Source organism: Georgenia phoenicis, from assembly GCF_047302425.1.
Lineage (GTDB): Bacteria > Actinomycetota > Actinomycetes > Actinomycetales > Actinomycetaceae > Oceanitalea.
Genome location: NZ_CP154855.1, coordinates 252,568 through 273,487, shown reverse-complemented (window position 1 = coordinate 273,487; position 20,920 = coordinate 252,568). Strand labels below are relative to the sequence as shown.

At 72.4% G+C, this 20,920-nt stretch carries 19 protein-coding genes; 12 read left to right on the top strand and 7 right to left on the bottom strand.

The genetic code is table 11. From position 1 onward, the window contains the following. Nucleotides 1-24: 24 nt before the first annotated feature. Both mtnN and AA0005_RS01380 read right to left on the bottom strand, forming a co-directional pair. Nucleotides 25-780, bottom strand: coding sequence for a 5'-methylthioadenosine/S-adenosylhomocysteine nucleosidase (gene mtnN / locus AA0005_RS01385; RefSeq protein WP_413451645.1), 756 nt, complete (start codon nucleotides 778-780; stop codon nucleotides 25-27). Continuing rightward, nucleotides 777-1,235: an S-ribosylhomocysteine lyase gene (locus tag AA0005_RS01380; protein WP_413451644.1), complete on the bottom strand. Its 459-nt coding sequence runs from the start codon at nucleotides 1,233-1,235 to the stop codon at nucleotides 777-779. Before AA0005_RS01380 ends, mtnN begins: the two co-directional genes overlap by 4 nt. A gap of 434 nt (nucleotides 1,236-1,669) precedes the next feature. Here AA0005_RS01380 and nrdH point away from each other — a divergent pair, with 434 nt between their 5' ends. From nrdH to AA0005_RS01330, 10 genes are all read left to right on the top strand, one after another. Further along, entirely contained in the window at nucleotides 1,670-1,915 is a 246-nt protein-coding gene (gene nrdH, locus AA0005_RS01375; RefSeq protein ID WP_413451643.1) for a glutaredoxin-like protein NrdH, read from the top strand. A 92-nt stretch (nucleotides 1,916-2,007) separates the two neighbouring features. Then, nucleotides 2,008-2,424, top strand: a complete 417-nt coding sequence (gene nrdI / locus AA0005_RS01370; RefSeq protein ID WP_413451642.1) for a class Ib ribonucleoside-diphosphate reductase assembly flavoprotein NrdI — start codon at nucleotides 2,008-2,010, stop codon at nucleotides 2,422-2,424. Then, the gene (nrdE, locus tag AA0005_RS01365; RefSeq protein WP_413451641.1) at nucleotides 2,394-4,550 is read left to right on the top strand and encodes a class 1b ribonucleoside-diphosphate reductase subunit alpha; all 2,157 of its coding nucleotides are present in this window, start codon (nucleotides 2,394-2,396) and stop codon (nucleotides 4,548-4,550) included. Before nrdI ends, nrdE begins: the two co-directional genes overlap by 31 nt. A 44-nt stretch (nucleotides 4,551-4,594) precedes the next feature. Then, the gene (nrdF, locus tag AA0005_RS01360; RefSeq protein WP_413451640.1) at nucleotides 4,595-5,566 is read left to right on the top strand and encodes a class 1b ribonucleoside-diphosphate reductase subunit beta; all 972 of its coding nucleotides are present in this window, start codon (nucleotides 4,595-4,597) and stop codon (nucleotides 5,564-5,566) included. A 22-nt stretch (nucleotides 5,567-5,588) separates the two neighbouring features. Continuing rightward, nucleotides 5,589-6,116, top strand: a complete 528-nt coding sequence (locus tag AA0005_RS01355; protein ID WP_413451639.1) for an N-acetyltransferase family protein — start codon at nucleotides 5,589-5,591, stop codon at nucleotides 6,114-6,116. A 98-nt stretch (nucleotides 6,117-6,214) separates the two neighbouring features. Further along, entirely contained in the window at nucleotides 6,215-7,054 is an 840-nt protein-coding gene (locus AA0005_RS01350) for an SDR family oxidoreductase (RefSeq protein WP_413451638.1), read from the top strand. A 36-nt stretch (nucleotides 7,055-7,090) separates the two neighbouring features. Continuing rightward, the gene (locus AA0005_RS01345; protein ID WP_413451637.1) at nucleotides 7,091-7,675 is read left to right on the top strand and encodes an AAA family ATPase; all 585 of its coding nucleotides are present in this window, start codon (nucleotides 7,091-7,093) and stop codon (nucleotides 7,673-7,675) included. A gap of 120 nt (nucleotides 7,676-7,795) precedes the next feature. Continuing rightward, nucleotides 7,796-8,716, top strand: a complete 921-nt coding sequence (locus AA0005_RS01340) for an ABC transporter ATP-binding protein (protein WP_413451636.1) — start codon at nucleotides 7,796-7,798, stop codon at nucleotides 8,714-8,716. Then, nucleotides 8,713-9,549 (top strand): ABC transporter permease, encoded by an 837-nt coding sequence (locus tag AA0005_RS01335; RefSeq protein ID WP_413451635.1) that lies wholly within the window; start codon nucleotides 8,713-8,715, stop codon nucleotides 9,547-9,549. Before AA0005_RS01340 ends, AA0005_RS01335 begins: the two co-directional genes overlap by 4 nt. A gap of 39 nt (nucleotides 9,550-9,588) precedes the next feature. After that, nucleotides 9,589-10,479 (top strand): macrolide 2'-phosphotransferase, encoded by an 891-nt coding sequence (locus tag AA0005_RS01330; protein WP_413451634.1) that lies wholly within the window; start codon nucleotides 9,589-9,591, stop codon nucleotides 10,477-10,479. A 1-nt stretch (nucleotide 10,480) separates the two neighbouring features. Here AA0005_RS01330 and AA0005_RS01325 read toward each other — a convergent pair whose 3' ends face one another. The 5 genes from AA0005_RS01325 to AA0005_RS01305 form a co-directional block, all read right to left on the bottom strand. After that, nucleotides 10,481-11,824: an MFS transporter gene (locus tag AA0005_RS01325; protein WP_413451633.1), complete on the bottom strand. Its 1,344-nt coding sequence runs from the start codon at nucleotides 11,822-11,824 to the stop codon at nucleotides 10,481-10,483. A gap of 70 nt (nucleotides 11,825-11,894) precedes the next feature. After that, nucleotides 11,895-12,350, bottom strand: coding sequence for a GyrI-like domain-containing protein (locus tag AA0005_RS01320; RefSeq protein WP_413451632.1), 456 nt, complete (start codon nucleotides 12,348-12,350; stop codon nucleotides 11,895-11,897). Nucleotides 12,351-12,385: 35 nt separating this feature from the next. Beyond that, complete coding sequence (locus AA0005_RS01315) at nucleotides 12,386-13,423, bottom strand: LLM class F420-dependent oxidoreductase (RefSeq protein ID WP_413453046.1); 1,038 nt, start codon at nucleotides 13,421-13,423, stop codon at nucleotides 12,386-12,388. A gap of 26 nt (nucleotides 13,424-13,449) precedes the next feature. Beyond that, the gene (locus AA0005_RS01310) at nucleotides 13,450-14,382 is read right to left on the bottom strand and encodes an LLM class F420-dependent oxidoreductase (protein ID WP_413451631.1); all 933 of its coding nucleotides are present in this window, start codon (nucleotides 14,380-14,382) and stop codon (nucleotides 13,450-13,452) included. A gap of 262 nt (nucleotides 14,383-14,644) precedes the next feature. Next, the gene (locus AA0005_RS01305) at nucleotides 14,645-15,967 is read right to left on the bottom strand and encodes an ABC transporter substrate-binding protein (RefSeq protein WP_413451630.1); all 1,323 of its coding nucleotides are present in this window, start codon (nucleotides 15,965-15,967) and stop codon (nucleotides 14,645-14,647) included. 278 nt (nucleotides 15,968-16,245) lie between these two features. Between AA0005_RS01305 and AA0005_RS01300 the strand changes: the two genes are divergently transcribed. Together AA0005_RS01300 and AA0005_RS01295 are read left to right on the top strand one after the other, a co-directional pair. Next, the gene (locus AA0005_RS01300; protein WP_413451629.1) at nucleotides 16,246-17,853 is read left to right on the top strand and encodes an exo-beta-N-acetylmuramidase NamZ domain-containing protein; all 1,608 of its coding nucleotides are present in this window, start codon (nucleotides 16,246-16,248) and stop codon (nucleotides 17,851-17,853) included. Further along, entirely contained in the window at nucleotides 17,840-20,914 is a 3,075-nt protein-coding gene (locus AA0005_RS01295; protein WP_413451628.1) for an FAD-binding and (Fe-S)-binding domain-containing protein, read from the top strand. The genes AA0005_RS01300 and AA0005_RS01295 overlap by 14 nt, the downstream gene beginning before the upstream one ends. Nucleotides 20,915-20,920 lie beyond the last annotated feature (6 nt).

The window sequence follows — 20,920 nt, the reverse complement described above, 5'->3', positions numbered from 1 at the left end:
AGGCCGGGTGCGGGACCCGGTCGGTCAGGCGTTGAGAGCCGGTGCCGGGACGTCGAGGAGGTCGAGGACGACGTCGGCGGCGAGGGCGGCGACGTCGTCGACGGCGAGACGGAAGTCCTCACCGGCGGTTGGCCCGCACAGGTCCGAGACGCCGCGCACGGCGAGGTAGGGGATGCCGAAGGAGTAGCAGACCTGGGCGATCGCGCAGGTCTCCATGTCGGCGGTGAGCGCGCGGGGGAAGGTGGCGCGGTGGGCGTCGACGGTGCGGCCGTCCACGAAGGAGTCGCCGGAGATCATTGCGCCGACGAGGACGCCGGGACGGTTCTGCGCGCGCTCGACGAGCGCGGTGTTCGCCGGGTAGGTGGCCGGCATGCCCGGCATCTGCCCCAGGGCGTAGCCGAAGGCGCGGGCGTCGGCGCCCGAGTAGGCGTGCTCGTCACCGACGACGACGTCCCCGACCCGCACGCCCTCGGCGAGCCCGCCGGCCGAGCCGGTCGAGATGACGACGGGGGTGCGCACCGCGTGGACGGCGAGCGTCGTGGCGGCCGCGGCGTTGACGCCGCCGATGCCGGAGCGGATGAGGAGGAGCTGCCGGCCGCCGATGGTGGCGATGACGGAGCGGGCCATCCCGACGTGCCGGGGGTGGGCCAGGTGCTCGGCGCGCTGCTCGTAGGGGGCGATCTCCTCGTCCATCGCGGCGACGACGACGGCGTCGACCGTCGTGATCGGCGCGGTGAGCGGGGCGCCGGGGGCGACGGGGACGCCGAAGAGCTCGCTCATGCCTGGACCTGCTCCCACTCGGCGCGGCGGTCGAGGAAGGCGCGGGCCGCGTCCTGCGCGCCGGTGAGGTCGTGGCTCGCTCCCCAGCCGCACTGCACCTCGTTGGCCGCGGGGACCTCGTCCGCGGCGAGGACGTCGCGGAGCGTGGCCTCGAGCAGCGGGAGGAAGGCGTCCAGCTCGGTGTCGAGCAGGAGGGCGTAGAAGCCGGTCTGGCACCCCATGGGAGAGATGTCGACGACGGCGTCGGTGTGGCTGCGCATGTGCTCGGCCATGAGGTGCTCGAGGGAGTGGACCACCGGCATCCCGAGGTGCTCGACGTTCGGCTGGCAGAAGCGGATGTCGAACTTGGTGAGCGTGTCGCCGCCCGGGAGCGTCTTGGCGTCCGCCACCCGGACGTAGGGCGCGCGCACCGCACGGTGGTCGAGGTTGAAGCTCTCGACGTTCATCTTCCTCACGCTTCCATCATGGGCGATGGCCCAGAGCCTGTCTCCGGCAGGTGGGTGTGTACTTCGCCACCACGAGGTGCCGCGGTGGACGACTTTTCGACCGCTCCGCAGCCGTGTCCACGGGCTGTGGACGACACGCCGGCGTGCGCGGTCCACACCCGGCCGCGAGCGTCGATGTCAGTGGTCGGTGGGAGGGTCGGAGCAGGACCGGTGGAGGCGTCGTTGCAGGCTCCACAGGCTGTCCCCAGGGAGAGGAGCGTCGTGCACAGGAACCGCGCCAGGCTGTGGATGACACGCCGAAAACACGACTCGCCGACACAACACCTTGGGGTAGTTCCGAAGGGGGACCACTAGGTGTAGTGTCGTGCCCAGTCGTCCACCGAACTACACGTTTGTCGTTCACCCGCCACGGCGGGGAAGCGCAACCGAGGGGAGATCCTCCGATGAGCATCACCGTCTTCAGCAAGCCGTCCTGTGTCCAGTGCGACGCCACCTACCGCGCGCTGAACAAGCACGGGCTGGAGTACGAGGTCGTCGACATCTCCACCGACGCCGAGGCGCTCGAGACGGTCAAGGCGCTCGGCTACCAGCAGGCTCCCGTGGTCTTCGCCGACGGCGACCACTGGTCGGGCTTCCGCCCCGACAAGATCAAGGCGCTGGCGGCGCAGGCCGCCGCCGTCGCGGTCTGACCCACAGCTTCGGTCGGGTCGCCCTCACCCGGCGACCCGACCGAGACCACCCGGGTCCCACCCGGGGTACGCAATCGACTCGAGGGGTTGGCATGGGAAACCTCGTCTACTTCTCCTCGGCCTCGCAGAACACGCACCGCTTCGTGGAACGGCTGGGCCTCGAGGCGCACCGCATCCCCCTGCGGCCCGCCGAGCCCTTCCTCACCGTGGATGAGGAGTACGTGCTCGTCGTGCCGACCTACGGGGGCGGCAACCAGCGCGGGGCAGTGCCCCGCCAGGTCATCAAGTTCCTCAACGACCCGGGCAACCGCGGGCTGTGCCGTGCGGTCATCGCGGCGGGGAACACCAACTTCGGCACCGCCTACTGCATCGCCGGCGACATCATCGCAGCGAAGCTCCAGGTGCCCTACCTGTACAGGTTCGAACTACTCGGAACAGCAGAGGACGTCTCGCGCGTCCGTGAGGGATTGGGACAGTTTTGGCAGCAACGGTCACTGATATCGGCATGACGCAGGGCGCGGCTCCGGAGCTCGACTACCACGCCCTCAACGCGATGCTCAACCTGTACGACGCCGACGGGAACATCCAGTTCGACGCCGACCGGCAGGCCGTCGACGCGTACTTCCGGCAGCACGTCGTCCCGAGCACCGTCACCTTCCCCAGCGTCGCGGAGCGCCTGCGCTACCTCGTCGACGAGGGCTACTACGAGAAGGAGGTGCTCGAGCAGTACTCGCCGGAGTTCCTCGACCGGATCTGGCAGCTGGCCGACTCCATGGACTTCCGCTTCGAGTCCTTCCTCGGCGCCTTCAAGTACTACACGTCCTACACCCTCAAGACCTTCGACGGCACGAAGTACCTCGAGCGCTTCGAGGACCGCGTCGTCATGGTCGCCCTCGCCCTCGCGGCGGGCGACGAGCAGGTGGCGCTCAGCATCGTCGAGGAGGTCATCTCCGGCCGGTTCCAGCCCGCCACCCCGACCTTCCTCAACGCCGGCAAGGCCTCGCGCGGCGAGCTCGTCTCGTGCTTCCTCCTGCGCACGGAGGACAACATGGAGTCGATCGCCCGCGGCATCAACTCCGCCCTCCAGCTGTCCAAGCGCGGTGGTGGCGTCGCCCTGTCGCTGACCAACCTCCGCGAGGCGGGTGCGCCCATCAAGCGCATCGAGAACCAGTCCTCCGGCGTCATCCCCGTGATGAAGCTGCTCGAGGACTCGTTCTCCTACGCCAACCAGCTCGGCGCGCGCCAGGGTGCCGGTGCGGTGTACCTCAACGCCCACCACCCCGACATCATGAAGTTCCTCGACACCAAGCGGGAGAACGCGGACGAGAAGATCCGCATCAAGACCCTCTCGCTGGGCGTCGTCGTCCCCGACGTCACCTTCGAGCTCGCGAAGAAGAACGCGGACATGCACCTTTTCTCGCCCTACGACGTCGAGCGCGTCTACGGGGTGCCCTTCTCCGAGATCAGCGTGACGGAGAAGTACGACGAGATGGTCGCCGACGACCGCATCAAGAAGACGACGATCAAGGCGCGCGACTTCTTCCAGACGATCGCCGAGATCCAGTTCGAGTCCGGCTACCCGTACGTCATGTTCGAGGACACGGTCAACGCCGCGAACCCGATCGACGGCCGGATCAGCATGTCCAACCTGTGCTCGGAGATCCTCCAGGTCTCCACGCCGTCGTCCTACAACGACGACCTCTCCTACGCGGAGGTCGGCAAGGACATCTCCTGCAACCTCGGCTCGCTCAACATCGCCAAGGCCATGGACTCCCCGGACTTCGGCAAGACGGTCGGCACTGCGGTGCGCGCGCTGACGGCGGTCTCCGACCAGACGCACATCCACTCGGTGCCCTCGATCGAGAAGGGCAACAACGAGTCCCACGCCATCGGCCTGGGCCAGATGAACCTCCACGGCTACCTCGCCCGCGAGCGGATCTTCTACGGCTCCGAGGAGGGCCTGGACTTCACCAACATCTACTTCTACACGGTGGCCTTCCACGCGATCACCGAGTCGAACAAGCTCGCGATCGAGCGGGGCCGCGCCTTCGCCGGCTTCGAGCGCTCCACCTACGCGAGCGGTGAGTTCTTCACGAAGTACATCGAGCAGGAGTGGGTGCCCCAGACGCAGCGGGTGCGCGAGCTCTTCGCCTCCGCGAACGTCCACATCCCCACCCAGGACGACTGGCGCGCGCTGGCCGCCTCGGTCAAGGAGTACGGTCTGTACAACCAGAACCTCCAGGCCGTCCCGCCCACCGGGTCGATCTCCTACATCAACAACTCGACCTCCTCGATCCACCCGATCGTGTCGAAGATCGAGATCCGCAAGGAGGGCAAGATCGGGCGCGTCTACTACCCGGCGCCCTACATGACCAACGACAACCTCGAGTACTACGAGGACGCGTACGAGATCGGCCCCGAGAAGATCATCGACACCTACGCCGCGGCCACGCAGCACGTGGACCAGGGCCTGTCGCTGACCCTCTTCTTCAAGGACACGGTGACCACCCGTGACCTCAACAAGGCCCAGATCTACGCCTGGCGCAAGGGCATCAAGACGCTCTACTACATCCGCCTGCGCCAGATGGCGCTCGAGGGCACCGAGGTGGAGGGCTGCGTCAGCTGCACGCTGTAGCGCCGCGCTGACCGCCCCCCGAGACACAGAGAGAGACGAAGACCGTGGAGAAGCTCAAGCTCGTCGACCGGGTCCAGGCCATCAACTGGAACCGGGTCCAGGACGAGAAGGACGTCGAGGTCTGGGACCGCCTGACCGGTAACTTCTGGCTGCCCGAGAAGGTGCCGCTGTCCAACGACATCCAGTCGTGGAACACCCTCAACGCGGCCGAGCAGACGATGACCACCCGGGTGTTCACCGGGCTCACCCTGCTCGACACCATCCAGGGCACCGTCGGCGCCGTCAGCCTCATCCCCGACGCCGTCACGCCCCACGAGGAGGCGGTGTACACGAACATCGCCTTCATGGAGTCGGTGCACGCGAAGAGCTACTCCTCGATCTTCTCCACGCTCATCTCCACCCGGGAGATCGACGGCGCCTTCGCGTGGTCGGAGGAGAACGAGCACCTCCAGCGCAAGGCCGCGATCATCATGGAGTACTACCGCGGCGACGACCCCGAGAAGCGCAAGGTCGCCTCGGTGATGCTCGAGTCCTTCCTGTTCTACTCGGGCTTCTACGCCCCGATGTACTGGTCCTCGCGGGCCAAGCTCACCAACACAGCCGACCTCATCCGCCTCATCATCCGCGACGAGGCCGTGCACGGGTACTACATCGGCTACAAGTTCCAGAAGGCCATCGAGAACGCCTCCCCGGAGCGCCGCCAGGAGCTCAAGGACTACACCTTCGAGCTGCTCCTGGAGCTGTACGACAACGAGGAGCAGTACACCGAGGACCTCTACGCCCCGCTCGGGCTCACGGAGGACGTCAACGCCTTCCTGCGCTACAACGCGAACAAGGCGCTGATGAACCTCGGCTACGAGGGCCTGTTCCCCAAGGACCAGACCAACGTCAACCCGGCGATCCTCTCCTCGCTGAGCCCCAACGCCGACGAGAACCACGACTTCTTCTCCGGCTCCGGCTCCAGCTACGTCATCGGCAAGGCCGTGGACACCGAGGACGAGGACTGGGACTTCTAGGACTCTCACGGACCGGTGCCCGGTGGCTCCTGAGGACGCGACGCTGACCGTCGTGCCGCTGGAGGCCGGGCACTGGCCCGTTGTGGAGGCGATCTACGCCGCGGGCATCGCGGGCGGTCACGCCACCTTCGAGGCCGCCACCCCGAGCTGGGCTGCGTTCGACCGCGGGCACCTGCCGGCGCACCGGTTCGTGTGCGCCGACGCCGACGGCGCCGTGCTCGGATGGGCGGCGGTGAGCGCGGTCTCGGCCCGGCAGGCCTACGCGGGCGTCGTCGAGCACTCGGTGTACGTGGCGCCTGCCGCCCAGGGCCGCGGGGTCGGGCGGACCCTGCTCGACGCCCTCGTCCGGTCGACGGAGGCGGCCGGGATCTGGACGCTGCAGTGCAGCGTCTTCCCCGAGAACACGGCGAGCCTCGCCCTCCACCGCGCCGCCGGCTTCCGGGAGGTCGGGACCCGGCAGCGGATCGCTCGGATGGCCGCAGGGCCGCTCGCCGGCCGGTGGCGCGACACGGTCCTCCTCGAGCGGCGCAGCACCACCGTCGGCAGCTGACCCGCCCGCGGCCTCGATCGGGGAGGGGGACCTTGGACCGTTCCGCCGGGCAGCGGCGTGCGGAAGAGTGGGAACCACACCGAGCATCGGAGGATCCCATGGCCCGCACCTACGTCATCACCGGCGCCGGCTCCGGCATCGGCGCCGCCGCTGCCCGACTGCTCCGGGAGTCCGGCGCGACCGTCGTCGGCGTCGACCTCAAGGGCGCCGAGGTCACGGCCGACCTGTCCACCCCCGAGGGCCGCCGCTCCGCCGTCGACGCCGTCATCGAGGCCACCGGCGGCAAGGTCGACGCCGTCATCGCCTCGGCCGGTGTCTCGCTGCCCAGCGCGCTGACCGTCTCGGTGAACTACTACGGCGTCACCGAGTTCCTCACCGCGCTGCGCCCCACCCTCGCGCAGTCCGACGCCCCGCGCGCCGTCGTCGTCAGCTCGATGTCCTCGCTCCAGCCGAACTACCCGCCGCTCGTCGAGGCGCTGCTCGGCGCGGATGAGGCCGCCGCCCGGGAGATCGCCGACCAGCTCGCCGCGGACCCGCAGACCGGCAACCTCATCTACGCCTCCTCCAAGCGGGCGATCTCCCGCTGGGTCCGCGCCCAGGCCGTCACCGCGGAGTGGGCGGGCGCCGGGATCCCGCTCAACGCCGTGGGCCCGGGCATCGTCACGACGCCGATGACCAAGGACCTGCTCGCCACCCCGGAGTCGGCCTCCTTCGTCGACGCGGTCGTCCCGATGCCGCTCAACTACCACCAGCCGCCGGAGTCGATCGCCAACCTGTGCATCTGGCTGACCTCCGTGGAGAACAGCCACTGCGCCGGCCAGACGATCTACTGCGACGGCGGCGCCGACGTCGTCCTCCGCGGGGAGGACGCGTGGAGCTGGGCCGACGCCAAGGTCGGGGAGTACTTCGGGCAGCTCATGGCCGGCGCCACGGAGTAGCCTCCCGCGAGCCGCGCGGCGCGTAGCATTCCGCGCGTGCTGCGCCACGACGACCCCCTCCCCAGCCGCCCGTCCCGGGTGCTGGTGGCGGGGGTCTCCGGCGTCGGCAAGACGACGCTCGCACGGCGCATCGCCACCGTCACCGGCGGAGCCCACACGGAGATCGACGCCCTCTTCCACGGCCCCGGCTGGGTCCCGCGGCCCGAGTTCCTCGACGACGTCCGCGCGCTCGTGGCCCGCGACAGCTGGACGACCGAGTGGCAGTACGCCGACGCCCGCCCGCTGCTCGCCGAGCGCGCCGACCTCCTCGTCTGGCTGGACCTGCCCTTCACGACCGTCACGCTGCCCCGCCTGCTGCGCCGCACGCTCCGGCGCCGGCTGCGGCGCGAGGTGCTGTGGAACGGCAACGTCGAGCCGCCGCTGTGGACGGTCCTCACCGACCGGGAGCACGTCCTGCGCTGGGCCGTCACCACCCGCGGCAGGCTCCGCACCCGGGTGCCGCTCCTCGAGGAGCAGCTGCCCGACCTCACGATCGTCCGCCTCCGCTCGGCCCGGCAGGTCGACCGGTGGGTCGAGGGTCCGCTCAGGGCTGCGGTCCGAACCCGTCCGGGTGAACCCTGAGCGACCCGGCGCGATACCCGGGACGGGCGAGGGCCGGCCCCTGATCCCCCGCGGCCACCGCGTCGCTTGACTGGACTCCGACATCCCCGGGCTCACCGGGCGCGACGACGGAGGACCACCATGATCGAGGCACGCGGCCTCACCAAGCGGTACGGCGACAAGGTCGCCGTGGACGACCTCAGCTTCACCATCCCCAGCGGGACGGTCACCGGCTTCCTCGGGCCCAACGGCGCCGGGAAGTCCACGACGATGCGGATGATCGTCGGCCTGGACCGGCCCACGTCCGGATCGGTCACCGTCAACGGCCGGCCCTACCGCCACTACCGCTCACCCTTGCGGGAGGTCGGTGCGCTGCTGGACGCCAAGGCGATGCACCCCGGCCGGACCGCACGCTCCCACCTGCGCGCCCTCGCCGCCAGCCACCGGATCCCGGCCTCGCGGGTCGACCAGGTCGTCGAGATGACCGGCCTGTCCTCGGTGGCGCACAAGCGCGTGGGCGGCTTCTCCCTCGGCATGGGCCAGCGGCTGGGCATCGCTGTCGCCCTGCTCGGCGACCCGCGCGTCCTCATCCTCGACGAGCCGGTCAACGGACTCGACCCCGAGGGCGTCACCTGGGTACGCACCCTCGTCCGCGGGCTCGCGGAGGAGGGGCGCACGGTCCTCATCTCCTCCCACCTCATGAGCGAGATGGCGATGACGGCGGACCACCTCCTCGTCATCGGGCGCGGCCGGATCATCGCCGACGGGCCGGTCCAGGACGTCATCGACGCCGCGACCGGCGCCGTCGTCACCGTCCGCTCGCCCCAGGCCGGCGAGCTGGCAGCGCGGCTGCGCGTCGACGGCCTCGGCGTCGAGAAGGCCGAGGGGGACACCCTCCGGCTGCGGGGCACGACGACGCAGGCCGTGGGCGAGCTCGCGGCGCGGCACGGGGTGGTCCTCCACGAGCTCTCGCTGCACCGTGCCAGCCTCGAGGAGGCCTACCTCAACCTCACCGGATCCGCGGTCGAGTACCGCACGACGACGACGGAGACCTCCCGATGACGACGACGACCCTGCAGGCACGCGTGACGACGACCCCGCCCGTGACGGGAGACCTCAGCGCCCTCGGCGTCCTCCACGGCGAGTGGGTCAAGCTCCTGTCCCTGCGCTCGACCTGGTGGATGGTGGCCGTCACCATCGTGACGATGACGCTCCTCGCCGTCGGTGTCGCCCCCACGGCCGACGAGCTGGTGGTCTTCGCGGCCGAGACGGGAGCGGAGGCGCACGGCGCCGAGCTCGTCGTCGTCGGCTTCCAGATCGGCATGGTGACCCTCGCCGTCCTCGGCGCCCTCCTCATGACGGGGGAGTACGGCACCGGGATGGCACGGTCGACCTTCGCCGCCGTGCCCTCGCGCCTCCCCGTGCTGGCCGCGAAGGCAGCGGCGCTCGTCGTCCTCACGTTGCTCACCACCGTCCTCAGCATCGTCATCGCGACCGTGGCCTCGGCCCCGGCCTTGTCCGCGCACGACCTCGTGCCCCGGCTCGACCAGGCCCACACCTGGCAGGCCTTCGGCGGAGTGGCCTTCTTCTTCCTCGCCGTCGCGCTCATCGCGCTCGGGCTCGGCGCCGTCGTGCGGCACACCGCTGGGACGCTCACGGCGGTCCTCGGGCTTCTGCTGCTCGTGCCCGGGCTCCTCCAGTTCGTCGCCGTCGACTGGGTCCAGGACGTCGTCAGCCTCATGCCCGTGCCCGCCGCGGTTGCCTTCATCGGGACCTCCGGGCTCATGTGGACCAACGAGGTGCTCAGCCCGTGGCAGGGCGTGGCGGTGGTGGCCGGGTACGCCGTCGTGGCGCTCGCCGCCGGCGCGGCGGTGCTGCACCGTCGCGACGTGTGAGCGTGTGCGCGGTCGTGAGGGCGCTGCCACAGTAAAGGGATGGGTGGGGATGAGGACCTCGTTGCGCGAGCGGCCCGTCACGGACTCCGGCTCGACCCGGCGTCACTGAGCTACAACGACGCCGGGCTCGACTTCCGCGTCGCCTACGCGACCGACGTCCACGGCCGCGACTGGGTGCTGCGGATCCCGCGGCGGGCCGGGATGCGCGAGTCGCTGCGGGCGGAGGAGGCGGCGCTCGCGCTCGCCTCGCGCTACCTGCGCGACGTCGCCGTGCCCGAGTGGCACGTCATGTCCGACGACCTCATCGCCTATCCCCTGCTGTCCGGGCGTCCCGGGCTCACCCTCACGGGTGACGAGGTGACGTGGCACGTGGACCCGGCGTCCGAGCGCTACGCCGTCGAGCTGGGCTCGCTGCTCGCCGTCCTCCACTCCGTCCCGCTCGCCGAGGCACGCGAGGTCGGGGTGGAGGTGCGCAGCCCGGAGGCGGTCCGCGAGGCGTGGCGTGGCGACGTCGCGCGGGTGGCGGGCGAGTTCGACGTCCACCCCGAGCTGCTGGACCGGTTGCACGCCTGGCTGGAGGATGACGAGCTGTGGCCGGAGGCCACGGTCTTCACGCACGGGGAGCTCTACCCAGCCCACGTCCTCATCGACGGGGGTGACGCCATCACCGGGGTCCTCGACTGGACCACCGCGCGCGGTGACGACCCCGCCCGGGACTTCATGTACCAGTACGCCTTCGCACCGCCCGAGGCCTTCGCCGCGACGCTGCGTGCGTACACGGCGGCGGGCGGGCGTGACTGGGGGCCGCGGCTGGCCGACCGGTGCGCCGCGCTCATGGCCGCCGGGCCGGTCGGCTACGGCGTCTACGCGCTGACGACCGGCCGGCCCGAGCACCGCGAGGCGGCGCAGGCCCAGCTCGCCACCGTCTGAGCTACTCCTCCTCCAGGGCCGCGCCGCGGAGCTCGGGCAGGAACAGCGCGCCGACCATCGCGACGACGAACGCGACGCCGAAGGTCGCGAAGGCCAGCCCCGAGCCGCCCGCCGCGAGGAGTAGCGGCACGGTCAGCGGCGCGGCGATCGAGGCGAGCCGGCCGAAGGCCGCCGCGCTGCCGGACCCGGTCCCGCGCAGCGCCGTCGGGTAGATCTCCGGGCTCACCGCGTACAGCGCGCCCCAGGCGCCGAGGTTGAAGGCCGACAGCGCCATGCCCGCGGCGATGATCGCCGGGACGGTCGTCGCCTGCCCGAAGAGGACGGCGGCGAGGGCCGAGGCGGCGAGGAAGGAGGCCAGGGTGGAACGGCGGCCCCACCGCTCGATGAGCCAGGCGGCCAGCGCGTACCCGGGCAGCTGCGCGAGGGTGATGATGAGCGTGTACTCGAAGGAGCGCACGAGCGAGAAGCCCTGGTCCACGAGCAGCGACGGCAGCCAGCTGAAGGCCCCGTAGTAGGCGAAGTTGACGCCGAACCACACGATCCACAGCGCCGCGGTACGACGCCGGAAGCGGGCGGTCCACAGGGCGCTCCAGTGCGGCGCGGCCGCCTCCTCGGCGACGGCGGGGGAGGGCACCGGCTCCTGCCCGGCGGCGTCCTCGTAGACCCGCACGGCGGCCTCGGCCTCGGCGACGCGGCCCTTGCGCTCGAGGAAGCGCACCGACTCGGGCAGCCGCATCCGGACGTAGATCGCGTAGACCGCGGGGACCATCCCGATGACGAAGGCCCAGCGCCACCCGTTCTCGCCGGGGACGACGAAGTAGCCGATGAGGGCGGCGGCGATCCAACCGACCGCCCAGAAGGCCTCGAGGATGACGACGACGCGCCCCCGGATCCGCTTGGGCGCGTACTCGCTGACGAGGGTCGAGGCGACGGGCAGCTCGGCGCCCAGGCCCAGGCCCACGAGGAACCGCAGGACGATGAGCGCGCCGACGCCGGTGACGAGCGCGGACGCCCCGGTGGCGAGGCCGTAGACGAGCAGGGTGAGGGCGAAGACCTGCCGACGCCCGATCCGGTCGGCGAGGAGGCCGCCGACGCTCGCGCCGATCGCCATGCCGACGAAGCCGACGGACAGGATCCACGACTTCTGGCCGTCGCTCAGCCCCCACTCCTGGCCGAGCGCGGCGATGACGAAGGAGATGAGCCCGACGTCCATCGCGTCCAGCGCCCAGCCCAGCCCGGAGCCGCCGAGCAACTTGCGGTGGGCGCGGGTGAACGGGAGCCGGTCGAGACGCTCGGCGCGGGTGAGCGACTGCTGGACGGGGGCGTCGGTGGCGGGCCGGACCATGGCATGCCTTCCCTGGAGGAGCGGGTGTCGGCGCGAGCGTAGCACTTCGACTCATGCCGAGCATAACCCGTCAGGCAGGCGGCGCGGCCCGCAGACCGACGGCGAGGACGTGTCGCTCGGCCCCGCCGTCCAGCCGGTAGCCGGTGTCGAGCTTGTGCGGTCCCGCGTGCTCGCCCTGCTCCTCGATCCACGCCAGCAGGCGGCCGAAGGTGTCGGCGATGGTGCGGGTGGGACCGTCGTGCGGCACCTGGGCCCAGCGACCGCCCGGCACGAGCGAGCCGACGGCACCGGGGAACGGGGCGGCTCCTGCGTCGAGCTCGAGGAGCACGCCGACGGTCTCGTGGTAGCGCCCGTCGCCGAGGTCGACGCTGAGCTCGGCGAGAGTGTCGGGGTGCCGGCCGCCGAGGGTGCCGGCCAGGGACCGCCACGCCGCCGGGACGAGCGTGCCGAGGTCCTGGAACCGCGCGAGGACGGGCAGGCCGACGACGAGCGAGGGGGGACGTTCGACGATCTCGATCTCCGTCATGGGCGCACCGTACCGCCGCGCCGCCGTGGGGTGGATCAGACCGCGAGGGCCTCGACGACGGCGGGGACGGCGGCGGGCGGCAGCTGGAGCAGGACGCCCGTGGCGACCGTCCCGTGCCAGGCGGCGAGCTGCGCGCGCAGCTGCTCGGGCCGTCCGGCGATCGCGACGTCGAGCACGAGCTCGGTGGGTACCGCGCGGGCGGCACCTTCCCGGTTCCCGGCCGCCCACAGCCGGGCGACCTCCGCGCACGCGGCCTCGTGTCCGAGGCGCTCCACGGCCTCCCGGTGGAAGTTTGAGCGCTGCGAGCCCATGCCGCCCACGTACAGCGCAAGGTGCGGACGGAGCAGGTCCGCGGCCGCCTCGACGTCGTCGCCGACGGCGGCCGGCAGGCTGACGTTGACCTCGAAGCGCTCCGCCGGTGACAGCTCGTGGGAGCGGCGCGCGAAGCCCTCGGCCAGCTGCTCGCGCGCCCACCCGTCGAGGCGCGGGGAGTGGAAGGCGGGCAGCCAGCCGTCGGCGATCTCCGCGGCGAGGGCGACGTTCCGCGGTCCCTGCGCCGCCAGGTGGATCGGCAGGTCCGCCCGCAGCGGGTGGAGGGTGGGGCGCAGCGCCTTGCCCTCCCCGGTCGTCCCCTCGTCGGTCAGCGGGAGGCGGTAGTGGCGGCCCTCCGCCCGGACCGGTCCCTCGCGTCGCAGCACCTGGCGGACGACGTCGACGTACTCGCGGGTCCGCTCGAGCGGACGCGGGTAGGGCTGCCCGTACCAGCCCTCAACGACCTGCGGCCCCGAGGCGCCCAGGCCGAGGACGAAGCGGCCACCGGACAGGTGGTCGAGGGTGAGCGCGGCCATCGCCATCGCCGTGGGGGTGCGCGCCGAGAGCTGGGCGATCCCGGTGCCCAGCCGCAGGCGGTTCGTGCGCGCGCCCCACCAGGCGAGCGGGGTGAGGGCGTCCGAGCCGTAGGCCTCGGCGGTCCACACGGAGTCGAGGCCGGCGGCCTCGGCGAGCTCGACGGCGCGCTCCGCCCCCGCCGGCGGGCCGGCCGACCAGTAGCCCAGGTGCAGGCCCACCCGCAGTGGGGGGCGGGGCGCGCCGTCGTCGCTCATGCCCCGGTGTCCAGGTGCGCCATGACGTCCGAGGCGATGAGGTCGAGGTGCTCGAGGTCGGTCATGTCCATGCACTGGAGGTAGACGCGGGTGATGCCCTGCTCGGCGAGTGCGCCCAGGCCGTCGAGGACCTCCTGCGGCGAGCCGGCCAGGCCGTTGCGGCGCAGCTCCTCGGGCTCGCGGCCGATGACCGCGGCACGGCGGGCGACCTCCTGCTCGTCGCGGCCGACGTTGGCGATGAGCGCGACGGAGTAGACGAGCTCGTCGGGGTCGCGGTCCACGGCCTCGCAGGCGGCGCGCACGCGGTCGCGCTGGGCGCCGATCGTGGCCTTCTCCGGGAAGGCCTGGTTGTACTCGGTGGCGAAGCGCGCGGCGAGGGCGGGCGTGCGGCGCGGCCCGTTGCCGCCGACGACGACGGGCACCCGGTCCTGCACCGGCTTGGGCAGCGCGGGGGAGTCGACGAGCGTGTAGTGCTCGCCGCTGTGGTTGAAGGTCTCGCCCACCGGGGTGGACCACAGGCCGGTGAGGACCTCGAGCTGCTCGGTCAGCAGGCCGAAGCGCCTGTCCGGGAAGGGGATCCCGTAGGCGCGGTGCTCCTCCTCGAACCAGCCGGTGCCCAGACCGAACTCGACCCGGCCGCCGGACATCTCGTCGACCTGGGCCACCTGGATCGCCAGCACGCCCGGGAGGCGGAAGGTGGCGGAGGTGACGAGCGTGCCCAGACGGATGGTCGAGGTCTCCCGGGCGAGGCCGGCGAGCGTCGTCCACGCGTCGGTCGGGCCGGGCAGCGGGTCGCCGTCGCCCATGCGCAGGTAGTGGTCGGAGCGGAAGAAGGCGGAGAAGCCCAGCTGCTCGGCGCGCTGCGCCATGGCGAGCTGGTCGGCGTAGGAGGCGCCCTGCTGGGGTTCGGTGAAGATGCGAAGGTCCATGGAGGACAGCCTGCCAGGGCAGGGGAGCACCCGCGGGCTCCTGGCCTGGCCAGGGCGCCGTGGTGGACGAGCCACGGCTCCCGCGGGTGCCGGTGACTGCCGGGATCTCGCCGCCGTCGGCGGAGGGACCGGCAGGTCCGTCCGTGGACTGCTAGCGGGCAGCCACCTCACGCGTCCAAGTAGAGATCATGTCTCGGACCACCTCCTTTCCCGTGTGTCTCCAGGGTAGGAAGGGCGCGCGAGGCGTGTCACGGCTTTTTCCTCAGGGGGCGAGCACCTGGTCGGCGGCGGCCAGCGCCTCGGCGACGGGCAGCTCGCCGCGGAACATGCGGTCGAGCACGGGCCGCACCGCCGTGAGCACCTCCCGTGCCCGTGGTCCGCTCGCCGCCGTGACGAGCTCCTGGGGGTCGACGGCGGCCGAGGCGTCGACACCGCGGTCGGCCCACGAGCGCAGGAAGAGCTCCTGCGCGCCGGTGGCGGCGGGGATGCCCACGCCGTGGCTGGCCAGTGCCGACTGGCCGTCCGTGGACGCCAGCCAGCGGAGCACCTCGGCGGTCGCCTCCGGGTCCGCGGAGGCCGCGTTGGCTGCCGCGCCCACGCCGTCGGCGACGGCGACGGTGCCGTCCGGGCCGCTCGGCACGGGTGCCAGGCCCCAGTCGACGTCGGTGCCCGCGGCGACGTGGCGCATGTCGGCGGAGGTCGACCAGAAGAGGGCGAGGCGCCCGGTCGTGAAGAGCTCGCGGGCGGGGGTGGCGACACGGGACGCGGCCGCGGGCAGCCGGGTGAGGTAGTCGAAGGTCGCCCGCGCCTCGGGGGTGGTGAGGGAGAGGTCGTCGCCCGTCGGCGGGAGGCCGCCGAGCTGGGCGAGGAGCGGCAGCCAGACGGCGGGCGCCGTGAGGTCGGGGTTGATCCCGTGCTCGGTGACGTCCTGCGGCGAGAAGCCCCCGTCGGTGGCCGCGTGACCGGCGCCGTCGCGGGTCAGCGCACGGACGGCCTGGCGCAGGGTGTCCGTGGCGGGCGCGGGCGTGGCGCCGCCGGTGGGCGTCTCCTCGCGTCCCGCGTCCGGGTCCCAGACCAGGGCCTCCGGGTCGACGCCCGCCCGCTCGACGAGCGCCGTGTTGTAGAAGAGCACGGTCGAGTCCCACAGCTGCGGGACGGCCCACAGGCCGTCGTCGCGCGTGTAGAGCTCGGTGACGGCCGGCTCCCATTCCTCGAGGTCCTCACCCAGCGCCTCGTCGAGCTCGACGATGTCGCCGGCGTGCGCGTGGGCGGCGACGGCGTCGCTCGTGGTCCAGAAGATGTCGGCCATGGTGCCGTCGGCGAGGTCCGAGGCGGTGCGGTCGGCGTACCCGGGCTCGGGGACAACCTCCACCTCGACGTGGATGTCACGGTGGACGGCGTTGAAGGCGTCGAAGGACTCGCGGTAGGCGTCCGCCGCGGCGTCGTCCCACAGGCGGAAGGTCACCGTCGCCATGCCGGCGGAGGGGTCGACGGCGGCCTCGTCGCTCGCGGGCTCGCCGCAGGCCGCCAGCGCCGCAGCAATGACGAGCGCGGCACCTGCGCGGGCTCGCGCGCGGCGGTCCATGACCCCTCCCTGTGAGTCGACGGTGCCCAGGCTACCCCTCTCGGCCGAGGACGCATGACCCGATCGATACGGACGCCGGGGCATGCCCTCAGGATCCCATGACGATGTCCTGACGATGGAAGTTGATGACGCGTTCCGACAAGGCGCGTCACTTCTTGACGCGGGTGTGGTCCCTGCGTCACAGTGGCCGCAGGCGGGTGGGGGGACCCGCCGTCTACGAGGCGAGGGGGCGTCGTGAGGTAGCGGTCGCCCCGCCACCCACCGTGAAAGGACACGCGATGCTCGTACGACGTCTCAGGCAGTGGGGCCCGGCGCTGGGTGCCCTCGCCGCCGTCGCCCTCGTCAGCGGCTCGATCGGGGCGGAACCGACCGCACCGGTGGGACCAGCTACCGGGGCGGCCGCGCAGCCCGCCGACGGACCGACCGTCGAGCTCGGCATCGAACGGCTGCTGGAGGACCCGGACCAGCTCGCCCTCCTCGACGGCAAGCGGGTCGGTCTCATCACCAACCCCACCGGCGTGGACTCCGAGCTCACGCACTCGATGGACCTCCTCATCGCCGGCGAGGAGGAGGGCAACTACGAGCTGACCGCCCTCTACGCGCCCGAGCACGGCATCCTCGGCGGGGCGCCTGCAGGCGCAGCGGTCGAGAGCTACGAGGACCCGCGCACCGGGCTCACCGTGTGGTCCCTCTACGGCGCCACCCAGCGCCCGACGGCGGAGATGCTCGAGGACGTCGACGTCCTCCTCTTCGACATCCAGGACATCGGCGCCCGCTTCTACACCTACATCTGGACGATGTACTACGCGATCGACGCGGCCGGGGAGTTCGGCAAGGACTTCATCGTGCTCGACCGCCCGAACCCGCTCGGCGACAGGATGGACGGGCCCGTCCTCGATGTCGCCCTCTCCTCCTTCGTCGGGCTGCGGGAGATCCCCATGGAGCATGGGCTCACCGTCGGTGAGCTCGGCTCCCTGTTCAACGGCGAGCTCGTGCCCCACCCGGTCGAGAACTTCCACGTCGTCGAGATGACCGGCTACGACCCGGACGACTTCGTCACCGGCTACGGGCTGGAGTGGGTGCTGCCCTCGCCGAACATCCCGACGATCGAGACAGCGTGGGCCTACGCCGGCACCGGCCTCATCGAGTCGCTCGACGCCTCCGAGGGCCGCGGCACGACGACGCCCTTCCTGTGGATCGGGCACGCCGCGATCGACGAGCTCGGGGCCTACGAGCTGGCCGAGGACCTCAACTCCCGCGGCCTGGAGGGCGTGCACTTCCGCCCGATGTTCGCCAACCCGACGACGAGCAAGCAGGCCGGGAAGCTGTCCGGCGGCGTCCAGCTCCACATCACCGACCCCGCCGCCTACGTGCCGGTCCGCACCGGGCTCCACGTGCTTCAGGCCTTCTACGACACCGAGGGCGTGGACTGGCGCGAGGGGACGATCTACCCGACCCAGCGCTGCGAGACCGAGGCCGACACGTGCTGGATCGACCGCCTCACCGGTGACAAGGACGTGCGCCTCCAGCTCGAGGCCGGGGTCCACCCCGACGAGATCATCGCGGGCTGGGAGGACGAGCTCGCCGCCTTCGACGAGCTCGCCGACGACTACCGCCTCTACGCGGACGGCAGCCTCGGCGGTCTGCGGACCGCCCTCGAGGGCTACGTCGCCGACGGCGCCGTCGCCGGCCCCATCGTCCGCCAGCTCACGGCCGCCCTCGACCAGGCCGAGCGACACCTCGAGGAGGGCCGCAGCGCCCAGGCGGTCCGCGCCCTCGACCGCTTCATCCAGCACCTCGACGCGCCCAAGCGGCCGGACACGCTGAGCGAGGAGGCCGCCACCGAGCTGCGGGAGCGTGCGGTGGCGCTGCGTGACTCGCTCTGACGGGCGGAGGCGGGCCTGGGTCACCGGGCCCGCCCACCCGTCCCCCCACCCCGCCGACAGCTCACTTACCGCCGACAGCTCACTTGTCGCCGACAGCTCACTTGTCGCCGACAGTGCAGTTACCGCCGACAGCTCACTTGTCGCCGACAGTGCAGTTACCGCCGAGAGTGCACTTAGCTCCGACAGGGGCTCGCCCCTTGACCTCACGGCCGTCGCGGCGGCCGCCGGCCCCGGTGGCCTGAGCACCCGGGAGACAGACCGCGCCCGCCTCGCCCACGACGCCTCCCACTACCTGCTGCGTCCGGGCGCGGTCGTCACGGCCACCTCGGTGGAGCAGGTTGCCGCCGTCATGGCCGCCGCCGGACGCTCTCCGGCCCCCGTGCCGCTCACCTTCCGCGCCGGTGGCACCAGCCTGTCCGGGCAGGCGGTGACCGACGGCGTCCTCGTCGACGCCCGCCGCCACCAGCAGGACATCGAGGTGCTCGACGGCGGCGCCCGGGTGCGCTGCCAGCCGGGGGCGGTCCTGCGCCGGGTCAACACCGCCCTGGCCCGGCACGGCCGGCGCCTGGGCCCCGACCCGGCGAGCGAGATCGCCTGCACGATCGGCGGGGTGGTCGCCAACAACTCCTCGGGGATGACGTCCGGGACGACGGCCACCGCCTACCGCACCCTGGACTCGATGGTCCTCGTCCTGCCGAGCGGCACGGTCATCGACACCGCCGCTCCGCACGCCGACGCGCTCCTCGCCGCCCGCGAGCCCGAGCTTCACGCCGGGCTCCTGCGCCTGCGCGACCATGTGCGCTCGCGGCCGGAGCTGCGCCGTGCGATCGAGCACCAGTTCTCGATGAAGAACACGATGGGCTACGGGCTCAACGCCCTCCTCGACCACGACTCCGCCGTCGAGATCCTCGCCCACCTCGTCGTCGGGTCCGAGGGCACGCTCGCCTACCTCGCCGAGGTGACCCTGCGGACCGTGCCGCTGCTCCCGCACGCCGCGACCGCACTGCTCGTGCTCGACTCGATCGGCTCGGCCACCGCCGCGCTGCCCGCCGTCGCGGCGACGGGCGCGGTGGCCGTCGAGCTCATGGACGCCGCGGCCCTGCGGGTGGCCCAGCGCGACCCGCGCGCCGACCCGGTGCTGCGCGAGCTCGCGGTCGACAGGCACACCGCCCTGCTCGTCGAGCTGCAGCACGCCACCCCCGAGGGACTGGCGGCGCTGGTCGCCGGGGCCGAGCCGTTCCTGGCCGGGACCGCACCCGTCGTCGCGACGCCGCTGAGCACCGACCCCCGCTCGCGGGCGGCGATGTGGCAGGTGCGCAAGGGCCTGTACGCCGCCGTCGCCGGAGCCCGACCCACCGGGACGACGGCGATGCTCGAGGACGTCGTCGTCCCCCGCTCGGCGCTCACCGGCACGGTGAGCTCGCTGGAGGGGCTGCTCGCGCGCTACGGCTACGCCGACGCCGTGACCTTCGGGCACGCCAAGGACGCCAACCTCCACTTCATGATCAGTCCCGACCTCGGCGACCCCCGCGCCCGCGACGCGTACGCGGCCTTCAGCGAGGAGCTCACCGGGCTCGTCCTCGACGCCGGGGGCTCGCTCAAGGCCGAGCACGGCACCGGCCGGATGATGGCGCCCTTCGTCCGGCGCCAGTACGGCGACGAGCTGTACGGGGTCATGCGCGAGATCAAGCGGCTGTGCGACCCGCGCGGCATCCTCGCGCCGGGCGTCGTCATCAGCGAGGACCCGACGATCCACCTGCGCGACCTCAAGCGCTACCCGCAGGTCCACCCCGAGCTCGACCGCTGCGTCGAGTGCGGCTTCTGCGAGCCCGCCTGCCCGTCGCGGCACACGACGACGACCCCGCGCCAGCGCATCGCCCTGCTCCGCGAGGCCGCCGACTCCGGGCCGGAGCGGCGCGCCGAGCTCGAGCGGGACTACGACTACGCCGCGGTCCAGACCTGCGCGGCCGACTCCCTGTGCCGGGTGGCCTGCCCCGTCGACATCGACACCGGTGCCGTCATGAAGCAGCGCCGGGCCGCCGCGAACGGGCCGGTCGCCCAGGCCGTCGGCCGCCGTCTCGCCCAGGCGTGGGAGCCGGCGACGGCGGCACTGCGCGGGGCGCTCGCGGCCGCCGACCACGTGCCGGGGCCGGTCCTGTCCGCGACGACGACGGCGGTGCGCGCCGTCGTCGGCCAGCGCGGGCGTGACACGGTCCCGCACGTCGACGGCGGGTTGCCGGGTCCCGGCCGCGCCCGCAGCACCCTCCCGCTCCCCCCACCAACCCCCTCGCCGACAGCAGAGTTGTTCCCGGCCCGGTACGACGCCGTCTTCTTCCCCGCCTGCATCGGCTCGCTCTTCGCGGCCGAGGGGGACGGCCTCGGCGCCGGAGCGGCCTTCGCCGCACTGTGCGAGCGGGCGGGCGTGCGCCTGGTCGTGCCCGACGGCATCGACGGCCTGTGCTGCGGCACGGTGTGGGAGTCCAAGGGCCTGGTCGACGGCGCGGCCGAGATGGCCTCCCGCGTCGCCGAGTCCGTGTGGTCGCTGACCGACGGCGGCCGTCTCCCACTCGTGTGCGACGCGACGAGCTGCACCCACGGCCTGGAGTCGATCGGATCGCGCCTCACCGGGGACGCGGCCGCGCGTTGGGCCCAGGTCCGGGTCGTCGATGCCGTCACCTTCACCCGCACCCACCTGCTCGGGCGCCTCACGGTCCCACAGGACGCGCTGCTCGACCGGCTCGCCGTCCACCCGACCTGCTCGGCCGTCCACCTCGGTGCGGTCGAGGACCTCACCGCCGTCGCGGGCGCCGTGGCGCGGGAGGTCACGGTGCCGGTCGAGTGGGGCTGCTGCGGGACCGCCGGTGACCGCGGCATGCTCCACCCCGAGCTGCCGGCCGGCGCGACCGAGCGGGAGGCCGCCGAGATCTCCGCCGTCGAGTGCGCGGCGGGCCCCTTCGACGGCTACGCCTCGTGCAACCGCACCTGCGAGATGGGCATGACCGCGGCGACGGGGCGGCCCTACCGGCACGTCGTCGAGCTGCTCGAGGAGGCCACCCGCTGAGGCGTG